Here is a 16,422-nt window from a genome sequence, read left to right as displayed (position 1 = left end):
CACCCTACCGCAGATTGACCTGTTTTTTCAACAGTCGAATTTCCGCCGGGGAAAGAAAACGAAATTGCCCACTACCCAGAACTTTGCCCCTGGTATGCAACTGTAGGGGGCCAATGGTGCGGCGATGGAGCTTCAGCACCGTCAATCCCAATTCTTCCGCTAAACGACGAATTTGGCGATTACGTCCCTCCGTCAACGTCACCAACAAATGAATCTGGTCTTTATTTTCGGAAATTACTTCCAGAGTAGCTGGTAGGGTTTTTTTGCCATCTAGCATCATGCCCGATCGCCACTTTTCCAGATCTTCATCACTGGGATTACCTTCTAACCAAACGTCATAGGTTTTTGGCAAATGGTAACGGGGATGGGTCAGCCGCAGAGTCAATTCGCCATCATTGGTGAGCAGGAGAGCGCCAGTGGAATTACGGTCTAACCGGCCAACGGGATGCAGTCCTTTGCCCCGCTGTAAGTCCTGGGGCAGTAAATCCAGCACTGTTTTCCGGCCCCGGGGATCGTCACAGGTGGACAGCACATCCCTCGGTTTATTAACCAATAAATAAATGTCCCGAGGCCGATTATCAGCTTTAATTTGTTTGCCATCCACCGATAAAAAATCCTGCTGGGGATCGGCCTTATCCCCCAGGTTGGCCACTTTGCCATTGACGCTGACCCGCCCCGCCAGAATCATTTCCTCCGCATGGCGACGGGAGGCAATACCCCACTGGGAAAGCAATTTTTGAATACGTTCAGCCATAGGTTATGCCACCACAACAATAATTAATGCTCTTATTTCAATCTTGCCCTTTGGGGTTAGTCCACTGCACATAAATCAATAACAAAGCCAGCAAAAAGTAACTGATGGCCCAACTGGCTCCAGCCCCCCACCCCAGAGCCATCACTGTGTCCGCCCCTGTCCAGCGGTAACTGTGCATCAATCCCAACCAGGATAAAATTCCGGCGGCGATCGCCCAGAGGGCAGCTAGGCCAAATTTTTGCTCAATGATGTAAACGGTCATGGCGGCCAGGATCATGGCAGAAAAAATCAATCCCTGTTCCAATGCAAAGGCTCCGGTGATAAACAAATCTGCCTGTTGAAAAGCAGGTACCAATTCTGGAGTAATGGGATTATCCGGAGTGCCTAGACCTGCCACCCGGAGAGAATTTTTTGCCACTAAGGCCCCCCAAGCGGCAATGCCCGGCAACAGGCCAATGACCACAGCGGGGTAATGGTTGACCGGGGTGGCACTAAAACTTTGGCTAACAATGATGATGCCAATCCAGAGCACGATCGCCATGGCACTATCGATGGGAATCAGATAAACCAATAAACTCAGACTACCGGTGAGACATAAAACCGCCATCACCAAACCGTTGAGCCAGGAATAACCAATCCTTGCCCCCATATCTTTACAACCGGGATGACCAATGTAAATGGTGGTGGGAAAACAGGAGCCAAATAGGGCCGCCGCAATGGTGCCCAAACCATTCACCGCTAAACAGGGAGCAGTCGGATAATCATCCCCCGCCGCCGCCGCACTTTCCAGGTTTTGCAAACTGCCCACCAAATTGAACAACCCCATGGGCAGAATAATGCTGAAATAGCTGACCAATACCCCTTTTGCTTGCCAGAGGCTAACCAAATCAAGGCTGGGTAGATAAATTCCCAAGGGGGCGATCGCCGCTTCCACCTGTGGAGCATCCCAAGCGACTAATCCCGTTATCCAAGCCAGGCCAGTGCCCAGCACAATGGCCATTAATCCCCCGGGAATCGCCAATTTTAGTCCCGGCAAACGGAAAGTAACCTTGCCGAAATAGCTGAGCAGAATGACTCCCAAGGGCAAAATGCCCACTAAGGGATGGGCATAGGTACGGAGGAAAAAACCTAGGGCAATGAAAGTCAACGCAATGCCCGCTAGGGTGGAAAGTAGAGCGGCCCTGGGGGTATAACGCCGTAACCAATCCGCTCCCCAAGCTCCCCCCAATTCAATCAGACCGGAGCCGAAACAGGCCACTAAGCCCGCCTGCCAGGCCAATTCCGCCGCCGCTTCACTGCTGGCCCCGGAGCCGATCGCCAATAATCGCACCGGCAGCATAACCAGAAAAACATAGGCAAACAAACTGACTGTATTGATGCCATAGGGCAAAGCGGTGATGTCATCCCTTCCTTCTCTTTTTCCCTGGTGATAGGCCAACCAACTGTAATAAAAGTTGCCAACAATTAAGCTAATGGCAATGCTGGGCAAAATGCGCCCATAGATCAGGGTCAGAGGAAATTGCAACACCGATTGGGTTAATCCCACAATTACCAGGATCTGCACCAAGTTGTTCACCGCCAGGCCAAAGAAGCCATCAATGTCCTGTTTAACAAACCAACGGGGGGCGATCGCCGTAGCACTCATAGACCTATGTAGAAAATGGAAAGCTGAGCCGACTGGTCGCCGACATACAAAGGCTACTTCATCCCCGGTAAAAAATCGTTATTTTGTCACTATTTTCAGGAAAATGGCTCTTTCCTATCCCCATGGCATTCTGTCACAGCGGGCACAGACCAACGGGGTATTTGGATGGTTAAAAAATCTAGCAAATCCTCTGAGGGAATAGGCCGGGCGAAATAATATCCTTGCCCTGCATCGCACCCCAGCCAATGGAGTTGGGTTAGATGCCGTTCCGTTTCAATGCCCTCGGCAATCACGTCTAATCCGAGGGTGTGGGCCAGGGTCACAATGGTGTGGACAATGGCAGTGTTTTGGTTGTTGGGCTCCATGGTGTTCACAAAGGAGCGGTCCACTTTAATGGTGTTAATGGGAAAGCGGTGCAGGTAGCTGAGGGAGGAATAGCCCGTGCCAAAATCGTCGAGGGAAATTTGGATATTTCTTTGCCTTAAACTTTTCAGTACATCAGCGGCCAAGTTCAAATTATCGATCAATAAACTCTCGGTAATTTCTAATTTGAGGTCCTGGGGGGCCAGGTTCGTGCTGGACAGAATTTCATCCACTGTTTTTAGTAGCCGTTGGTCCCGTAATTGCCGACTGGAAACGTTAATACTGACTTGAAGATGGGACAATTGGGGAAAACTTTGTTTAAGTTCTAGTATTTGTCGGCTTGCTTCCCAGAGAATCCAATCCCCCATGGGCACAATTAAGCCCGTTTCCTCGGCGATCGCCACAAATTCTTCGGGTAGGATCAGACCCTCTTCGGGATGTTGCCAGCGCACTAAGGCCTCAACCCCCTGTAACTGTCCAGTCTTGAGACAGACAATCGGTTGATAATGTAACTGCAATTCCTGGCGATCGATGGCTCGCCGTAGGTCATTTTCCCGCTGGAGCCTCTGCACAGCATGGTGGTGCATGGTCTGGTTGAAAATAGCGTAGCGGCCCTTACCTGCGGCCTTAGCTCGATACATGGCGGTGTCTGCATCCCGCAAAACATCCTGGGGATGGCCATAGTGGGGATGGTTAAGGGCAATGCCAATGCTGGTGTTGGTGAAAATTTCCTGGCCGTTCAAGTTAAACGGTTTTTGCAGTTCCTGGTGAATTCTTTGGGCCACGGCGATCACGTCTTCGGGACAGGTGATGTTTTCAATCAACATGGTGAATTCATCCCCCCCCAAACGCGCTAACGTATCTTCTGGCCGCAAACATTGGCGCAGACGATGGGCAATGCCCTGGAGCAGTAAATCCCCACAACTGTGCCCCAAACTATCGTTGATAATTTTAAAGCCGTCTAAATCCAGAAATAGCACCGCAAATCTTAAATCCCGACGACGCAAATTTCTTTGCAGAGCATGGCCCAGGCGATCGAGAAACATTGATCGATTGGGCAAATTCGTCAGGGAATCGTGGTTGGCGTTGTAGTGGAGTTTTTCCGCCGCCAATTTGCGCTCGGTGATGTCACTGTCAATGCTGTCAATGCGTAGGGGTTGATGCTCGCCATCCCGCACTAATTGACTACGGCGAAATAGCCATCGCTCCTTGCCCCCCGGTTGGACAATGCGATACTCCAACTCCGTCTGGTCCTTTTCCATCAACAATTGCAAGTGATATTCCAGCAAAAGGCGATCGCCAGGGTGGACCTGTTCAAACCAAAAATTTTGGCTCTGGTAACAGACTTCTAGGGATTGACCATAGACCATGGCCGTGGTGGGATTGAGATAAAGGGTGGCAAAACTGACCGCATCGGCGGACCAAACCACATCCTGAATGGAGCCCAAAATTCCCTCCAAGCGTTGCTCACTAGCGGACAGGGCCTGCTCAGCGGATTTCCGTTTGGTGATGTCCGTTAGCATGGCCAGTTCCCCCCGATAATTGCCCCATTGGTCATACCAAGCACTGCGGGACACCAAACCCCAGAGCACACTGCCATCTCGCCGTTGGAACTGGACATCGTAAACCTGACCATGGTTGGGTAACACACAGCGAGGGAAAGATTGCAAAGTCTTTTGGTGACTATTTTGGGACTCTGGTAAATGGTGAATGACAAGGACAAAAGCAGTAATGTTTTTCTCTAAAATTTCCTGCACCGAATAACCCAACATATCTGCCAATTGCTGGTTGGCAAAGGTAGTTTGTTGGTCTTGGTCCAAAATCCAAATGCCTTCAGAAGTCAGCTCGACTATATAACGATATTTTTTCTCACTTTCTGCCAGGGCTAGACGGGCTTGGTGCTGTTCTGTAATGTCCCGCAGGGAAACCAAAAAGGCTTTACCCTTTTGCCAATGAATGGGAGACACCCGCATTTCCGCCACCACCATGCTGCCATCGAGGGGGGTAAGGGTAATTTCCGTTGCTTGATCCGCCACAAAAGGAATACCAAAGGGTTGCTGGAGCAGTTCGCCTTCCTGTCGTTTGAACATCTCCCTGGCGGCGGGGTTGACAAATTGGATAATGCCTTCTTGATCAACAATTAATAGCCCATCGGTGATGGTGACAATCATGCTACTGAAGAATTCTTCACTGGCCCGTAGCTGTTGCTCTGCTAATTTTTGTTGGGTAACATCGGTTTGAATACCGATGAAATTAACCAGGAAATTTTGCTGGTTATAGATGGGGGAAAGGTATAAATGATTCCAAAAAGATGCGCCATCCTTGCGATAGTTTTTCAAAACTACTTCACACTCCTGGCCGTGGGCGATCGCCGTGCGGAGTTTTTCTAATTGTTTATTTTGTTCCCCTTGGCGGTCTTCATTGAGTAGAAAACGACAGTTTTGCCCAATCACTTCCTCCCGATTAAAACCGGTAATAGTTTCAAAACCTTGGTTAGCATAGACTACCGCATTGTCTGAGCCCAGGGCATCGGTGATCAAAATGCCGTTGGAGCTGGCATCGATCGCCTGTTGTAACAGTAATAATCTCTCTTCGTATTCCTGGCGATCAATGGCCGCGGCAAGGATATGGCTAGCTACCTTGAGAAATTCAATTTCTTCTTCGGTAAATTTACGGGCAGTGAGGCTATAAACCCCCAAAACTCCGAATGCGGTGCGGGGCCCCGCTACCATTAAATTTATGCCGCTGACAATACCAAGGTTATGCAGTAAAGGGGAAGCCCGAAACTTAGTACTTATCCTCAAATCTAGTTCAACAATAGGTTCATAATCTTCCATCCGGCGATCGCCATTATGTTGAATGGTATAGCCGGCATAGGAACGATTGGTGGCATCAATGGTATAGTTGCCCACCAAGGCCTTGTCCCAACCATCCCCAGCGCAAAGGACCAGGGCAGAGCGATTGGGCAAAAGTTCCCAAAGGCCACAGTAATCTACCCCCAAGGCAGTGCGGATCAATTCCGTAGCTTGATCAAAAAATCCATATAAATCGCGGCTGAGAATGCCCCACTGTCCCAGGCGAGCTAAAGCCGTTTGCAAACCGGAAACGGGAGGCGGGGGTTGGGACGGCGAATTCTGATGTTGGGCTAATTCCCGGGCTAATTTTTCCTTCGCTTGTTCCGCTTCCAGTAACTGCCGTTTGAGTTGGTCAATTTCCCGCTGTTGTCGATGCTCCAAATTAGTGGCGGTGGGTTTACGTTCTTGGTTGTCCCGTTCCAATTCCCACAAACTAGGAGTCAGGGATAATCCCCCCAAGCTTCTTTGTTTAGCAACCCACCATGGCATCGGGGGAAACTTGAAACGAGACCAAATGTTCATCCAAGGCATCTGAGCGAAAAAAGGCGTCCCCGGAGTCACAACATCCCCGGGGATCATGGCCAAATTATAGGTCTTTCCTCCCTTGTCCATGGGGATGGGAGGGGGTTTAGCAACAAATTGTGATGTTTGCTACCAATTAATCCGACTTAGCCTGGCGTAACTGTCACCGGGCCATTAAAGGGAAGCGACGACGGGGGGATGCTCCCGGGATTTCTCCAGGGCAGCATAAAGACGGTTTAATGCCCCCAGATAGGCCCGGGCCGAGGCGACAATGATATCCGTGTTGGCCGCATAGCCGGTGTAGATCACCCCGTTATGGCGCAGACGCACACTCACTTTACCCAACGCATCAATGCCTTCGGTGACGGAGGTGACGGAATATTCCAGCAGCTCATTGGGCAATTGCACAATCTGATTAATAGCTTTATACACTGCATCCACCGGGCCCGTACCGATCGCCACAGCGGTTTCTTCTGGGCCAGCCGGGGTACGAATGGTTAGGGTAGCGGTGGGCACCGAAGGCTCACCACAGGAAACCTGTACCCGTTCCAAACGGAAGAGTTCGGGGGGTTGGCGAATTTCATCGTTAACGATTGCCTCTAAATCCCAATCGGTAATTTCTTTACGCTTATCCGCCACTTCCTTAAAGCGAATAAAGGCGTTATTTAATTCCGTATCGCTCAGGTCAAAACCCAATTCCTTTAAGCGAGTACCAAAGGCATTGCGGCCGGAGAGTTTACCCAACACAATCTGGTTATTGGTTAAACCGATGGATTCCGCATCCATGATTTCGTAGGTGAGCTTATTTTTTAGCACCCCATCCTGGTGAATGCCGGATTCATGGGCAAAGGCATTAGCGCCAACAATGGCCTTATTGGGTTGCACCATCATCCCCGTTAACTCCGACACCAAGCGGGAAGTGGCGTAAATATGTTTGGTATCAATGTTGGTCAGAGGTGCGGTGGAATCGGCGGGGCGACCTAAAAAGGGATTGAAGTAACTGCGGCGCACATGTAAAGCCATGACCAATTCTTCCAAGGCCGCATTACCAGCCCGTTCGCCAATGCCATTGATGGTACATTCCAGTTGTCGAGCCCCATTTTTCACCGCTTCCAGAAAATTGGCCACCGCTAAGCCCAAATCGTTGTGGCCATGGACGGAAATAATCGCCTGGTCAATGTTAGGCACGTTATCGGCAATACCTTTGATTAAAGCCCCATATTCTGCCGGGGTTGTGTAACCCACCGTATCGGGAATGTTGATCGTGGTGGCTCCGGCGGAGATCGCCGCTTCTAACACTTGGTAAAGAAATTCGGGATCACTGCGCCCGGCATCCTCCGGGGAAAACTCAATGTCATTCACTAAGGATTTGGCATAGGCCACCATTTCCGGCACGATCGCCAACACCTCCGCCCTGGTTTTCTTTAACTTATGCTCCAGGTGAATGTCCGACGTAGCTAAGAAGGTGTGAATACGGTGTTTAGCCGCTGGTTTTAACGCTTCCGCCGCTGCTTTGATATCTTTTTGGGTGGCCCGAGCTAAGCCGCAAATTACTGGCCCATTTTCCGTACCCACCGTTTGGGCGATTTTCTGCACCGCCTCAAAATCCCCGGGGCTAGCAAAGGGAAAACCCGCTTCGATAATATCCACCCCTAAACGGGCTAGAGCCCTGGCGATCGATAGTTTTTCTTCCACGGTCAGGGTGGCTCCGGGGGACTGTTCCCCATCGCGAAGCGTGGTGTCGAAAATCAAAATACGATCAACAGGACTATTCATAATAAACGCACCTTTTCAAGGGTGAAAAAGACACAGATAGATTCTGATTGTATCTTGTCTATTTAGACGTTGGCATACTTTGAAGAGGTAAAATCGGTAGCGATTGGTTTCCCCTTAATGCGTTAAGGAGTAATTTGCTTTATCGTCCCATTGCCCTTTCTTCTCCCCCTCTGCTTCCCTAGCCCATGAGCCATAGCCGCTTTAAGTCCGCTAAGTCCGCCATGCGCAAGTTGAAAACCGAACAACGGAAGTTTGGCGATCGGGTTTCCCAGCACACCTCCCCCAGGGTTAACCGCTGGTTCAAATGGATGGCTCCGGGACTGTTTGTCAAACGTTGGATGGTGATCAGCGCCGTTGGTTTGACTTTAATGTTTTTGGGCTTGGCCATTTGGGTTAAGTTGACCCCCATTTTTCGCATTACGGAATTTGTTTCCGATACCCTGGGGTTTTTGACCAATCTTTTGCCCAACTATGTTTCTGGGCCCCTGATTTTGGCCTTGGGACTATTTTTTGTCTTTTGGGGTCAAAGTCGCACCGTTGGTTCTATTTCCGAGGTGTTGCAACCGGATAACGACCAGGAGTTGGTGGACGTGCTACTGGCCCACCGTCGCCTTAATAAGGGGGCTAAAATTGTCGTAGTGGGGGGAGGTACGGGCTTATCGACTCTTTTACGGGGCTTGAAACATTACAGCGCTAACATTACTGCCATTGTTACCGTGGCCGATGACGGTGGTTCCTCCGGGCGTTTACGACGGGAAATGGGTATGTTGCCCCCAGGGGATATTCGCAATTGCATTGGGGCCCTGGCGGACGAAGAAAAGTTATTAACAGAGTTGTTTCAATACCGTTTTAAAGCTGGGGATGGGCTGTCGGGCCACAGTTTTGGTAATTTGTTCCTCACTGCCATGGCGGAAATTACCGGAGATTTGGAAATGGCGGCGATCGCCTGCTCGAAGGTTTTAGCGGTGCGGGGGAAGGTGTTGCCAGCCACCCTGGACGATGTCAAATTGTGGGCAGAAATGGAGGACGGGCGCTATGTGGAGGGGGAATCCAATATCCCTGAAGCCCAAGGACGCATTCGGCGCATCGGTTGTTTACCAGAATCCCCTAAGGCTTTGCCAGCGGTGCTCAAGGCCATTAAAGCGGCCGACTATATCATCATTGGCCCGGGCAGTTTATACACCAGCATTTTGCCTAATTTGCTCATTCCCGAAATTCAAACGGCGATCGCCAAGGCCAAGGTGCCCCGCATTTATATCTGCAATGTGATGACCCAACCAGGGGAAACGGATAATTACACTGTCTCAGACCATTTAACGGCGATCGATCAAGTCTCTTCGGCAAGGCTCTACGATGCTGTGCTGGTGCAGAGAAATCCCCCTTCTGCCCCGGTGTTGAAAAAATATGCCGCCGAAAATTCCCATCCCGTTTACCTGGACCGGCAAGCAGTGATCGAAAAGGGTTGCCGCATTGTGCTAGCCAATGTGATGCAGGAGGATGAAAAAAGCCATCAGGTACGCCATGACCCCCAACGCTTAGCCCGGGTATTAATGCGCTGGTATGGCGGTCAGTAAGTTGGGGATTGGGATTCTAAGCACAAGCTCCAAAAATTCTACTTCTGCCGGTAAACCTGTTGAATATCACCGATGGTGAATAGCGCTTGGAACGTCAAACCCTGGCTTTGGTAAAATTCCCGGCCTCCCTGTTGGCGATCGACTAAGGAAATAACTGTGTCAACTTGGTAGCCCGCATTCCGCAACCTTTCCACCGCTAGCATGGCGGATTTTCCGGTGGTGACCACATCTTCCAACACCACCACTTTTGTTCCCGGAGCTAACTCTGGCCCTTCAATGTAGGCTTTGGTGCCATGGCCCTTGGCTTCTTTACGAATGATTAATGCGACCACAGGTTTTTCTTCGTAGGCAGACACCGTACTAACAGCGCTGACAATGGGATCTGCCCCTAGGGTTAACCCGGCCACCGCTTCCACTTGGTCTGGCAACTCTGTCAACAGCAATCGCCCGATCGCCAAGGCCCCTTCCGCCCGCAGGGTGACCAATTTACCGTTGATGTAGTAAGTGCTGGGTTGACCGGAGGAAAGAATAAAATCTCCTTCCTTGTAGGCATGAGTGGCCAACAGATGGAGTAAATATTGGCGTACTTGTGCTAGGGGGGCAGTTTTGAGAGCGGCCAGGGTCAAATCGGTCATAAAAGAATTTTGGTGGTTTTGTAACGAAGGATCAGCCCTTGATTGTAAGGCCCCAGGAAAAACTGAACACAAAAATAGTCCGCCATGGGAATGTTTGAGCCTAGCTTACTGGTCGTAAGATTTGCACCAGAACTCTTAGGAGATGTTCAAGATCCGCTGGGACGCGGTAAAGGTCAAGGTCTTGGGTTACGCAACGGGATTGCCGGTCTAGTTGGCCAAATTGCCAAATATTACCCGTGGAAATTGCCCCCTGTAGGACGGACTGGTCTGACTCTATCCATTGGTCAAGGGCGATCAATTCAATGGCAAGCTGAACAAAACCCCGTTCCAAATCCTCATTTTTTGCCTCAACTACCAAGAAAGTTTGATCATTTTGTAGTAGATAATCCAGTGAACCTTTTAGTTGATTACTAACCACAATGGGATACTCAACGTCCAGGTTTGCGTGGGTATAGTGCAGAACATCGGTCAACACTGGAGCAATGAGAAATTCTCTCCTTGCCATTTCGCTGGTGAGGCTGAGGCGGGGTAAGCTTTCTTCCAGGCGAGTCTTGAGGTCACCCAGACGGTTAAGGGGCCCTAAATACTGGGGAAGATCGAGGGATTGACGTTGGAGAGTGACACCAAAATGCCTCAGAATGTCTTGGGGTGCAAAGTTAAGTTTGAAGTAATCAGAAAAAGTGTAACTTTGCTCAGGCCGAATAATTGAAATTCTAGGCATGACATTAGGAGAAATTAAAGCGGCGAATAATTCCAGTTTAGTTCAGACCATTTAGAGAAAATTATCGCTGCTAAAAGCTTCCAACAAGGGTTTAGTAACTGGGTAAAAGACGGACTCTTCAGTGTATGGCACCCAAGAGAGGCGCAATACCGATAAGCTGGAGATAACCGCACTGAGTAATCATCCCTAGGTGTAGGGGAAGGTGAAGATCATGGGCAGGGCAAATTATCGGGCAGGTTTCTCCATTTCCCCCTTGGCGATCGCCATTAACGTTAACTTGAGCCGCCCAACGGAAAGCGCCCCATCTCCCCAGCCGTGGCAATGGATCTACACCTTCAATGACGGTAGCCAACTGCGGGGCACATTCCAAGGCTCAGTCAAACAAGGCCCCGAGTTAACCAATCCCATTCCTAGCTTTAACGTTCAAGGGGTTGGGGTAACGGAATATCTAGCTCCGGGCGATAAAACCCCTCTGTTGGCTTGGCAACCAGGACAATTTAATTGTTTTGAAATGGGGGAAAGTCTATTGTTAATGGCTTCTAGCGACAACTATGTGGGCAACAGTCTGTGCTTAGTTAACTGTCCCCAGCGGCAATGGGCCCAAATTACCCATTGGGGGAGTCGGTTGGTGGCGGAAACCTTACTGTGGGATAGATTAGTTTTCCATTGTCTAGCGGGGGATATGCCCCCCACCGTTTGGTCAATGAATTGGCAATTCTCCCCCTTTTTTCCGCCCTTTTTCCATTGGCGCTTTCAGGCTTGGCCCCCAACGGCGATCGCCAACCCAGCAACTTGCCCAGCAAATAATTCCTCCGTTCTTTTATTCTGAAACCTAGCCCCTCTTTACAATCGTTTACAATAGGGAGGAACGATCAGCAGGGAAGAAATTGGTTATGGAACTCACCTGGTACGACAGCAACTCTTGGCTAATTGAGATGGGCGGACAGAGAATTTTGCTTGATCCTTGGTTGGTGGGGGACCTAACCTTTGGCAATACGCCCTGGTTATTTCGGGGTTTTCGCTCCCAGCCCTTGGCAATTCCGGAAAACATTGACCTAATTTTGCTTTCCCAGGGTTTGGAAGACCATGCCCATCCCCCCACATTGAAAGAATTGGACAAAAGTTGGCCTGTTCTTGGTTCCCCCAAAGCCGCTGAAGTTGCCACCGAGTTGGGCTATGAAACAGTAACAGGTCTACCCCATAACCAAAAATTTGTGCTTAACGACCGGGTGGAAATCCTTGCTCTACCCGGTTCCCCCATTGGCCCCACCCTGGTGGAAAATGCCTATGTGTTAACGGATCTACAAACCAGCACCAAACTCTATTACGAACCCCACGGTTTCCACTCTCCCCAACTGCAAGACTTGGGGCCCATTGATGTGGTTTTAACCCCCGTCATTGGCATCAATATCCTCGGATTCCTGCCGGTGCTCAATGGCCAGAAAACCACCCTGGAGCTTTGTCGCACTGTCCATCCCCAGGCGATCGTCCCCACCTCTGGAGCCGCAGAATTGAACTATAGCGGTTTACTAACTAAAGTTTTACGTTTAGACGGCGATCTCAGTCAATTTCGCCAGTCCCTAATTGACGAAGGGATACAAGCTTCCCTATGGGAACCCCAGGTGGGAGTGCCCCTCAATGTGCCCCAATCCACCGTTGGCTAGGTTGGAATGTTCAAATCACTGTGCGGTGTGATGCTTGATAAATACAGTGAGCCAGGGAAAACTGCAAAAAAGTGTATAAAGTAGGTTTAACTTGAATCAAAATCCTTTCTCCGCAGTCATAGCCAGGAGTAGGAAGATTACCAGCGAAGCAAGTTGTCTTCCCCTAGCTTTGGGCGGGCAAACCCCTTGCAGTATTGCCAACGTCAAAAAATCACCATAGCCGAATGACCTACACCATCAACGCTGACCAAGTCCATCAGATTGTCCATAATCTTCACCACGATCCCTTTGAAGTGTTGGGCTGCCATCCCCTCGGGGACCACGGCAAGGTCAATCAATGGGTCATTCGTGCCTATTTACCCACGGCTGAAGCGGTAACGGTGTTGCTTCCCACCGATCGCCGGGAAGTGATTATGACCACGGTCCACCATCCCAACTTTTTTGAATGCGTGTTGGAGTTGGAAGAACCGAAGAATTATCAATTAAGAATTACCGAAAATGGCCACGAAAGGGTAATTTATGACCCCTATGGTTTTAAAACTCCCAAACTGACGGATTTTGACCTCCATGTGTTTGGGGAAGGCAACCACCACCGTATTTACGAAAAACTCGGTGCTCACCTGATGACGGTGGATGGAGTTAAAGGGGTTTATTTTGCTGTGTGGGCCCCCAATGCCCGCAACGTTTCCATTTTGGGGGATTTCAACAACTGGGACGGCAGATTGCACCAAATGCGGAAACGCAACAACATGGTGTGGGAATTATTTATCCCTGAGTTGGGGGTGGGCACTTCTTATAAGTATGAGATTAAAAACTGGGAAGGGCACATCTACGAAAAGACTGACCCCTACGGTTTTTACCAAGAAGTACGCCCCAAAACCGCTTCCATTGTGGCAGACTTGGACGGTTACCAATGGCACGACGAAGATTGGTTGGAAGCTAGGCGCACCAGCGATCCCCTGAGCAAACCCGTTTCCGTTTACGAACTCCATTTAGGCTCCTGGTTGCACACTGCCTACGACGAACCGGTGAAAACTTTGCACGGGGAAGGGGTGCCGGTAGAAGTGTCCGAATGGAATACCGGGGCCAGATTTTTAACCTATTACGAGTTGGTGGATAAACTAATTCCCTACGTGAAGGAATTGGGTTACACCCACATTGAGTTACTACCGATCGCCGAACATCCCTTTGATGGCTCCTGGGGTTATCAAGTGACTGGTTATTACGCCCCCACTTCCCGCTTTGGCAGTCCCGAAGACTTTATGTATTTTGTCGATCAATGTCACCTCAACGGCATTGGTGTGATCATTGACTGGGTGCCGGGGCATTTTCCTAAGGACGGCCATGGCCTAGCCTTTTTTGACGGAACCCATTTGTACGAACATGGTGATCCCCGCAAAGGTGAACATAAGGAATGGGGCACTCTCATTTTCAACTACGGCCGGAACGAAGTGCGGAACTTCCTGGTGGCCAATGCCCTATTCTGGTTCGACAAATATCACATTGACGGCATGCGGGTGGATGCGGTGGCCTCCATGCTCTACCTAGACTATTGCCGAGAAGAAGGGGAATGGGTGGCCAATGAGTACGGCGGCCGGGAAAACTTGGAAGCGGCAGACTTTTTGCGCCAGGTAAACAGCGTTGTTTACAGCTACTTCCCCGGTATTTTATCCATTGCGGAGGAATCCACCTCCTGGCCCATGGTGTCCTGGCCCACCTACGTTGGCGGCTTGGGCTTTAATCTGAAATGGAATATGGGTTGGATGCACGACATGTTGGACTATTTCAGCATGGACCCCTGGTTCCGCCAGTTCCATCAAAACAGCATTACGTTCAGTATGTGGTACAACCACAGCGAAAATTATATGTTGGCCCTGTCCCACGACGAAGTAGTGCACGGCAAAAGCAATATGTTGGGCAAAATGCCTGGGGATGAATGGCAAAAGTATGCCAACGTCAGGGCTTTATTCACCTACATGTTCACCCATCCCGGCAAGAAAACCATGTTTATGAGCATGGAATTTGGCCAGTGGAGTGAGTGGAATGTGTGGGGTGATTTGGAATGGCATTTGCTCAATTTTCCACCCCATCAACAACTAAAACAATTCTTCACTGAGTTGAACCATTTGTATAAAAATGAGCCGGCTTTATACAGCAATGATTTTGATGAATCGGGTTTTCAATGGATTGATTGCAGTGATAATCGCCACAGTGTAGTTTCCTTCATTCGTCGGGCCAAAAATAGCGCAGAATTTGTGGTTACCATTTGTAATTTTACGCCCCAACCCCATAGCCATTACAGAGTGGGTGTTCCGGTACCTGGTTTCTACACTGAATTATTCAACAGTGATGCCCGACAGTACGGCGGCAGTAACATGGGCAATTTAGGTGGAAAATGGACAGAAGAATGGTCTTTCCATGAACAACCCTACTCGTTGGATTTATGTTTACCGCCCCTATCGGTGTTGGTATTAAAACTAAGCCAAAATGCTGAGGAAAATACTGTGCCAGCGGAAGAGGCTAGCAACATAGCTTAGATAACTGAGTTAGCGATAATTTTCTCATCTCCGACTTTTATTATGTCCTCCACCAGTCCCACTAGTCCCTATCAATCCCTGGTGTTGCGGCTCCTCCATGGGGCCATGGCTTTGTTAACTTTGTTGGCGATCGCCAGTGGCTTTTGGGTTTACAACACCTACGACGGCCGCTGGGGATCTTTACCGTTGCCGAAACCCTACTACACCCAGGATCTCCATGGCACAGGGGCTTTGGCACTGTTTTTGCTCATGTTTCCCTTTACCCTCTACTGCTTTCACCTTGGCGATCGCCGTTTATGGTCTGATCAAAATTGGGAGCAGTTACAGCAACCGGGCACTCCGGCCTTTTGGGTGGCGTGGCAGAAATTGGTTAATACCCTCATGCTGGTGGCCTTAACTGTGGCGGTGGTGAGCGGGCGCATGATGCAGGAAAGTTGGTTACCCCAAGGAGAACTCAACCATCTGCCCTATTTTTTCCATCTCCTGGGCTGGTTGATCGTCGTCCTTTGTTTAGCATTTCATTTACTATTCAGTGCCAAAGTTGGTGGCATTGCCCTCTGGCGATCAATGGTGAGTTGGGGCCGCAGAGCTAAAGATAATCCCCAACAATGGCTCCGGGATTTTCGTTGGAAACTATCGTCCAAAAGTTTGCAATGGCTCCGCTGGTTAGTGTTAGCCGGATTAGTTTTTGCCCTGATTATGCCAGCCTTTGCCTGATGCGTTTGGATGACCCCAGGTTTGGGAGGCGGCCATAACCATTGAGAAGGCATTTGAAAAGTTTTAGGCAAGCCTTCGGAGCATGGGATTGAACATGGAAACATAGATCATCGTCTCACTGGTCGTAGGTAAATATTCGTGATCCTTACTCAAACGACGATAGCGACCAAGCCAAGCAAAAGTACCTTCAACAACCCAACGTCACAAAGAAAGATGGCGAATGGACTTAGTTGATGTTTTTCCTGGTTTCAGGAGCACTTTGGAATTGATATTCAACAGGAAAAGCCAAGGGATTACCGGAAAAAAGCCCCATCGGTCAAGGATTTTGGCTGTATTTGTCCAAACTTAGCCATAGGCTAATTGGGTATAATGGCGGGTACTGACTGTCTCGAAATTTTTCGCCCATTGAACCTTACTAGCTAACGCCCATGTTTCTTGAAGAACTTAAGCCAGTGACCCGTGAACTTTGTCAACAGCCGATCGCCTTTGCTGGGGGGTTTGTGTCTGGTGTGCTGCGGCTAAAATTGACCGATGATCCGCTGAAAAAGTGGTTACAAAAGCAAGGGGTAACGGACTTTTCCGGGGCAGATATCAATCAAACAGCCCAGGATAATCGCCCCCAAAGCATTGATATTGACTAATTGGGCTTCAAGGGGAGG

At 49.6% G+C, this 16,422-nt stretch carries 12 protein-coding genes and 1 pseudogene; 6 read left to right on the top strand and 7 right to left on the bottom strand.

Features of this window, described 5'->3' with window-relative positions; all coding sequences use genetic code 11:
- Positions 1–4: 4 nt before the first annotated feature.
- From C7I86_RS11085 to C7I86_RS11070, 4 genes are all read right to left on the bottom strand, one after another.
- Positions 5–754 carry a pseudouridine synthase gene (locus C7I86_RS11085; protein ID WP_010873310.1) on the bottom strand — a complete coding sequence of 250 codons (750 nt, stop codon included), beginning with the start codon at positions 752–754 and terminating at the stop codon, positions 5–7.
- 37 nt (positions 755–791) lie between these two features.
- Complete coding sequence (locus C7I86_RS11080; RefSeq protein ID WP_010873309.1) at positions 792–2,399, bottom strand: NCS2 family permease; 1,608 nt, start codon at positions 2,397–2,399, stop codon at positions 792–794.
- Between the two features lie 95 nt (positions 2,400–2,494).
- A complete protein-coding gene (locus C7I86_RS11075) occupies positions 2,495–6,106 on the bottom strand; it encodes an EAL domain-containing protein (RefSeq protein WP_223211277.1) in 3,612 nt (1,203 codons plus the stop codon).
- 207 nt (positions 6,107–6,313) lie between these two features.
- The gene (locus C7I86_RS11070; protein WP_010873307.1) at positions 6,314–7,915 is read right to left on the bottom strand and encodes a 2-isopropylmalate synthase; all 1,602 of its coding nucleotides are present in this window, start codon (positions 7,913–7,915) and stop codon (positions 6,314–6,316) included.
- A gap of 185 nt (positions 7,916–8,100) precedes the next feature.
- On the opposite strand from C7I86_RS11070, the gene yvcK reads away from it, so the two are divergent.
- Positions 8,101–9,489 carry a gluconeogenesis factor YvcK family protein gene (gene yvcK / locus C7I86_RS11065; RefSeq protein WP_010873306.1) on the top strand — a complete coding sequence of 463 codons (1,389 nt, stop codon included), beginning with the start codon at positions 8,101–8,103 and terminating at the stop codon, positions 9,487–9,489.
- A 38-nt stretch (positions 9,490–9,527) separates the two neighbouring features.
- Here the strand turns inward: yvcK and pyrE are convergent, their stop codons facing one another.
- Together pyrE and C7I86_RS11055 are read right to left on the bottom strand one after the other, a co-directional pair.
- Complete coding sequence (gene pyrE, locus C7I86_RS11060; protein ID WP_010873305.1) at positions 9,528–10,124, bottom strand: orotate phosphoribosyltransferase; 597 nt, start codon at positions 10,122–10,124, stop codon at positions 9,528–9,530.
- A 100-nt stretch (positions 10,125–10,224) separates the two neighbouring features.
- On the bottom strand, positions 10,225–10,845 hold the full coding sequence (locus C7I86_RS11055; protein WP_010873304.1) for a hypothetical protein: 621 nt from the start codon (positions 10,843–10,845) through the stop codon (positions 10,225–10,227).
- 211 nt (positions 10,846–11,056) lie between these two features.
- Between C7I86_RS11055 and C7I86_RS11050 the strand changes: the two genes are divergently transcribed.
- From C7I86_RS11050 to C7I86_RS11035, 4 genes are all read left to right on the top strand, one after another.
- Positions 11,057–11,674: a hypothetical protein gene (locus C7I86_RS11050; RefSeq protein WP_199303670.1), complete on the top strand. Its 618-nt coding sequence runs from the start codon at positions 11,057–11,059 to the stop codon at positions 11,672–11,674.
- A gap of 64 nt (positions 11,675–11,738) precedes the next feature.
- The gene (locus C7I86_RS11045) at positions 11,739–12,509 is read left to right on the top strand and encodes an MBL fold metallo-hydrolase (RefSeq protein WP_010873302.1); all 771 of its coding nucleotides are present in this window, start codon (positions 11,739–11,741) and stop codon (positions 12,507–12,509) included.
- Positions 12,510–12,733: 224 nt separating this feature from the next.
- Entirely contained in the window at positions 12,734–15,046 is a 2,313-nt protein-coding gene (glgB, locus tag C7I86_RS11040; RefSeq protein ID WP_010873301.1) for a 1,4-alpha-glucan branching enzyme, read from the top strand.
- A gap of 42 nt (positions 15,047–15,088) precedes the next feature.
- On the top strand, positions 15,089–15,763 hold the full coding sequence (locus C7I86_RS11035) for a cytochrome b/b6 domain-containing protein (RefSeq protein WP_010873300.1): 675 nt from the start codon (positions 15,089–15,091) through the stop codon (positions 15,761–15,763).
- Between the two features lie 63 nt (positions 15,764–15,826).
- Here the strand turns inward: C7I86_RS11035 and C7I86_RS11030 are convergent.
- Positions 15,827–15,964, bottom strand: a pseudogene (locus C7I86_RS11030) (transposase); the annotation flags it as partial.
- A gap of 227 nt (positions 15,965–16,191) precedes the next feature.
- Here C7I86_RS11030 and C7I86_RS11025 point away from each other — a divergent pair.
- Positions 16,192–16,404, top strand: coding sequence for a hypothetical protein (locus C7I86_RS11025; RefSeq protein WP_010873299.1), 213 nt, complete (start codon positions 16,192–16,194; stop codon positions 16,402–16,404).
- Positions 16,405–16,422 lie beyond the last annotated feature (18 nt).

The organism is Synechocystis sp. IPPAS B-1465, assembly GCF_003015225.1.
Lineage (GTDB): Bacteria > Cyanobacteriota > Cyanobacteriia > Cyanobacteriales > Microcystaceae > Synechocystis.
This window is presented reverse-complemented; position numbering and strand designations above follow the sequence as displayed.

Excerpts from the sequence above, each read along its gene's own strand:
- C7I86_RS11085 (WP_010873310.1), bottom strand. The coding sequence starts at position 754 with ATGGCTGAACGTATTCAAAAATTGCTTTCCCAGTGGGGTATTGCCTCC.
- C7I86_RS11080 (WP_010873309.1), bottom strand. The coding sequence starts at position 2,399 with ATGAGTGCTACGGCGATCGCCCCCCGTTGGTTTGTTAAACAGGACATT.
- C7I86_RS11075 (WP_223211277.1), bottom strand. The coding sequence starts at position 6,106 with ATGCCATGGTGGGTTGCTAAACAAAGAAGCTTGGGGGGATTATCCCTG.
- C7I86_RS11070 (WP_010873307.1), bottom strand. The coding sequence starts at position 7,915 with ATGAATAGTCCTGTTGATCGTATTTTGATTTTCGACACCACGCTTCGC.
- yvcK (WP_010873306.1), top strand. The coding sequence starts at position 8,101 with ATGAGCCATAGCCGCTTTAAGTCCGCTAAGTCCGCCATGCGCAAGTTG.
- pyrE (WP_010873305.1), bottom strand. The coding sequence starts at position 10,124 with ATGACCGATTTGACCCTGGCCGCTCTCAAAACTGCCCCCCTAGCACAA.
- C7I86_RS11055 (WP_010873304.1), bottom strand. The coding sequence starts at position 10,845 with ATGCCTAGAATTTCAATTATTCGGCCTGAGCAAAGTTACACTTTTTCT.
- C7I86_RS11050 (WP_199303670.1), top strand. The coding sequence starts at position 11,057 with ATGGGCAGGGCAAATTATCGGGCAGGTTTCTCCATTTCCCCCTTGGCG.
- C7I86_RS11045 (WP_010873302.1), top strand. The coding sequence starts at position 11,739 with ATGGAACTCACCTGGTACGACAGCAACTCTTGGCTAATTGAGATGGGC.
- glgB (WP_010873301.1), top strand. The coding sequence starts at position 12,734 with ATGACCTACACCATCAACGCTGACCAAGTCCATCAGATTGTCCATAAT.
- C7I86_RS11035 (WP_010873300.1), top strand. The coding sequence starts at position 15,089 with ATGTCCTCCACCAGTCCCACTAGTCCCTATCAATCCCTGGTGTTGCGG.
- C7I86_RS11025 (WP_010873299.1), top strand. The coding sequence starts at position 16,192 with ATGTTTCTTGAAGAACTTAAGCCAGTGACCCGTGAACTTTGTCAACAG.